This window comes from Streptomyces sp. SID3343 (genome assembly GCF_009865215.1).
Taxonomy (GTDB): Bacteria; Actinomycetota; Actinomycetes; order Streptomycetales; family Streptomycetaceae; genus Embleya.
This window is the reverse complement of record NZ_WWJX01001567.1, coordinates 1-4,083: the sequence shown is the minus strand read 5'-3', so window position 1 is coordinate 4,083 and position 4,083 is coordinate 1. Positions and strand designations below refer to the sequence as shown.

The 4,083-nt window shown below is 70.2% G+C and carries 3 protein-coding genes; 1 reads left to right on the top strand and 2 read right to left on the bottom strand.

Annotated elements, in window-relative coordinates; translation table 11 throughout:
• A partial coding sequence (locus GT354_RS50285; RefSeq protein WP_161364933.1) for a serine/threonine-protein kinase occupies positions 1-987 on the bottom strand: 987 nt, incomplete at its 3' end.
• Between the two features lie 304 nt (positions 988-1,291).
• Between GT354_RS50285 and GT354_RS50280 the strand changes: the two genes are divergently transcribed.
• Positions 1,292-2,581: a citrate synthase gene (locus tag GT354_RS50280; protein WP_161364931.1), complete on the top strand. Its 1,290-nt coding sequence runs from the start codon at positions 1,292-1,294 to the stop codon at positions 2,579-2,581.
• A gap of 322 nt (positions 2,582-2,903) precedes the next feature.
• On the opposite strand, the gene GT354_RS50275 is transcribed toward GT354_RS50280, so the two are convergent.
• Positions 2,904-4,083: PQQ-binding-like beta-propeller repeat protein (locus GT354_RS50275; protein ID WP_161364929.1), on the bottom strand; the 1,180-nt coding region annotated here is incomplete at its 5' end.

Below are 4,083 nucleotides of genomic sequence, written 5' to 3'. Positions count from 1 at the left end.
AGCCGGTACGCGCTCCGGGGCCGGGACGCGCTCCGGGGCCGGTACGGGCCGCCGGGGCGGGATCGGCGCCGGCCCCGACTCCACCGCCGGCCGCACCCGCCGCTCGTGCTCGTACAGCAGTTCCACCACCGGGCGCGGCAGCCACGAGGCCGCTTCGTGGGCCCGCTCACGCCCCGCGAGTACGGTCCGGAAACCGTCGACCACCTGCTCCGTCGTGGGCCGCCGCCTGGCCCGGCGCTGGAGGCAGGACTCGACGAGCGGGGCCAGCGCGTCCGCGAGCCCGGTCAGGTCGGGCTCGCGGCTGCGCACCGCGCTCATGATCTTCATCGCGCTGCCCGCGTACGGAGCATGACCGGTGCCGGCGAACAGCAGCGTCGCGCCCATCGCGTACACGTCCGACTCACGGGTGCCGGAATCCCCCTCGACCTGCTCGGGGGCCATGTAGGCGATCGTGCCCACCAGGTTGGCGGTCTCCTGGTCGTCGGCCAACGCGAGCCCGAAGTCGATCACCTTCGGGCCGTCGAGGGTGACCAGGATGTTGCCGGGTGACAGGTCGCGGTGCACGAGCCCGACGCCGTGGATCGCCGACAGCGCCTCGGCCACGCCCGCCGCCAGCCACCGCACGGCGTCCGGCGGCAGCGGCCCGCACTCGTCGACCACGTCGCGCAGGGACGGCGCGGGCACGAAGGCGGTGGCCAGCCACGGGGTGTCGGCGTCCGGGTCGGCGGCCATCACGGCGGCGGTGAACACACCGCTGACCAGACGCGCGGCCTGGACCTCGCGGGCGAACCTGCGCCGGAAGTCCTCGTCGCGGCTGCGATCGGCGAGGATCGTCTTGACCGCGACCAACCGGCCGGCGGGGGACAGGGCCAGATAGACCCGCGCCATACCGCCGCGACCGAGCCGCGACACCAGTCGGTAGGGGCCGATCGTCCGTGGGTCGTATCGCTCCAACGGCGCGAAATCGCGCCGCTTCGCACCGGTCACGCTGCGTCTCCCAAGGCCACCCGATCGTCTGCCCTCATGATGCAGCCGCATGGGTGACGCCCGGAACGGGAAGCCAAAAGTCGTGCACTCGTGCGACCTGGGGCCGCGACGACTCAGGGCGCCTGGATCCGGCACCCAGGGTCAGGTGACGCGGCTCACGGTTTGTCCCGTAGGTGAGAGGTGGCTGCAAGGTCGCCTCGCGCGCCTGCTATTCGTATTGGTGCACACATGTCACAACGACCGGAACCGCACGGACACGATCCGGGTGGCCGCCGGAGCCTGAGCCGAGAAGTAGGGGACCCCCATGAGCGAGGACTCGGTAGTACTGCGCCACCAAGGAAACGAGCACACTTTTCCGCTGGTCGAGGGCACGATCGGCGACAACGCCGTGGACATCTCGGCACTTCGTGCCAAGACCGGCCTCGTGACGTACGACGGGGGGTTCGTCAACACCGCAGCGTGTAAATCGGCGATCACCTTCATCGACGGCGAGGAGGGCATTCTCCGCTACCGCGGTTATCCGATCGAGCAGATCGCCGACCAGGGCTCCTTCCTGGAGACGGCCTACCTGCTGATCTACGGTGAACTGCCGTCGGCGAGTTCGCTGGACAACTTCCGCGACGAGATCAGCCAGCACACGTTGCTGCACGAGGACGTCAAGCGCTTCTACGACGGCTTCCCGCGCGACGCGCACCCGATGGCGATGCTGTCCTCGGTGGTGTCCGCGCTGTCGACGTTCTACCAGGACAGCCACAACCCGTTCGACGAGGAGCAGGTCCGGCTCTCGACGATAAGGCTTCTCGCCAAGCTGCCGACGATCGCGGCCTACGCGTACAAGAAGTCGGTCGGCCAGCCGTTGCTGTACCCGGACAACTCGCTCGGCTACGTCGAGAACTTCCTGCGGATGACCTTCGCGGTGCCGGCGGAGTCGTACAAGGCCGACCCGGTCGTGGTCGACGCGCTCGACAAGCTGCTGATCCTGCACGGCGACCACGAGCAGAACTGCTCGACGTCGACGGTGCGGCTGGTCGGCTCCAGCCAGGCGAACCTCTTCGCGTCCATCTCGGCCGGCATCAACGCGCTGTGGGGCCCGCTGCACGGCGGCGCGAACCAGCAGGTGCTGGAGATGCTGGAGCAGATCAAGAACGACGGCGGCGACGTCGACGCGTTCGTGAACAAGGTGAAGAACCGCGAGGACGGCGTGCGCCTGATGGGCTTCGGCCACCGGGTGTACAAGAGCCGCGACCCGCGCGCGACGATCATCAAGAAGGCCGCCGACGACGTGCTGTCGCGGATGGGCAAGAAGGACGAACTGCTCGACCTCGCGATGCAGTTGGAGGAGCGCGCCCTCGCCGACGACTACTTCGTCGAGCGCAAGCTCTACCCCAACGTGGACTTCTACACCGGTCTGATCTACCGGGCGATGGGCTTCCCCACCGAGATGTTCACGGTGCTCTTCGCGATCGGTCGACTTCCCGGCTGGATCGCCCACTGGCGCGAGATGATCGGCGACCCGAAGGCCAAGATCGGCCGCCCGCGGCAGGTCTACACGGGCATCCCGGAGCGCAACTACACGCCCATCGGCGCCCGCTGAGCCTGCGCGCGGAAACGATCTCGGAGTCGGGCGCCCGAAACCTCGGTTGCGGGCGCCGTGACCCCGAGATCGTTTCCGCGTGTGGCGGGTCGGACCCGGTAGGCGGTTGCTTCCCGGGCTCCAGGCGCCGAACGCGGGTCGGCCGACCGGCTTGGTCGGATGACCGGCGAGCAGGTTCCGGAGTAGTCGAACGGGCTCGGGTCGACGCCCGACAGGCGACTGCACGGGGTCGGGTCGTACTTGCCGGTGAAGCCGGACGGCGCGGTCGGGTGATCTCGCATCTCTTGCCCGACGCGTCGACAAGCATCCCGTCGCCGCGGGTTCAGGCGCCCGGGCCGGCTTCCGAGGGGCCCTTTCCGGTGGCCGCGTCGAGCACGTACAGGTGCCGGTCCGCGCTGCCCACGAAAAGCAGCCCGTCGGCCACGATCGGCGACGTCACCCGGCCGCCCGTGGTGAAGCGCCACCGGGGTTCGCCGCCCGTGCCGACCGCTATCACCGAGCCGTTGCTGCTGCCCGCGTAGACGGTCTCGTCGGCCACCACCGGCGAGGTGACCCAGCCTTCGGCCCCGAACCGCCATACGCAGCGCGTGGTGTTGACGTCGACCGCGTACAGACCGCCGTCGCCGCTGCCGAAGAAGGACAGATTGCCCGCCGTCGCCGGCTGGGCCACCGGACCGCCCGCGCCGAACCAGCCGCGCATCGCGCCGTCGGCGGCGTTGAGCAGGTACAGATACTGGTCGGTGCTGCCCACGTGCACGATGCCGTTCGCCACCGTCGGCGAGGACACCCAGCCGCCCGTGGCGAAACGCCAGCGACACCAACCCGTGGACGCGTCCAGCGCGTACACACAGCGGTCGCTGGAGCCGAAGTAGACCGTGCCGTCCACCACGGTCGGCGACGTCGCCCAGCCGCCCGTGGGAAAGCGCCAGCGACAGCGCCCGGTCGCCGCGTCCACCGCGTACAGCGCGTTGTCGCTCGACCCGAAGTAGACCGTGCCGTCGGCGACCACCGGAGCGGCCACCACCTCACCGCCGGTCGGGAAGCTCCACCGCCACTGACGCGACGTCAGTTCCAGCGCGTACACGTGGTTGTCCTGGCTGGAGAGGTACATCAACTCGCCGTCCACCGCGGGCGGGTGCGACCAACCGGTCGAGTCGAACCGCCACTCGCGCGTGGCGAGGTGCAACGTGTGCAGGCCGTTGTCGTTGCTGTGCACGTGCACCCTGGCGGTGCGCCCCGAGCCGGCGCGCACCGGAGGCGTCAGGATCTCGCCGGTCGCGGTGAAGCGCCACACCGGCGAGGCCTCCAGACCTCCGGTGGGCGTACGCGGCGGCGTGGGGTGCTGGCGTGGTACATCCGGTGCGCTCTCCGGCCACATGACCGGGGAATTGGGTATCGGGCCGGCCTGCTGCGGCCTGGCCGTCCGCTCGGTGGGCAGCGCCGGCGAGGGCGACGACGTGGACACCCGACGCGGCTCGGCCGCCGGGCGGGACTCGCCGGGC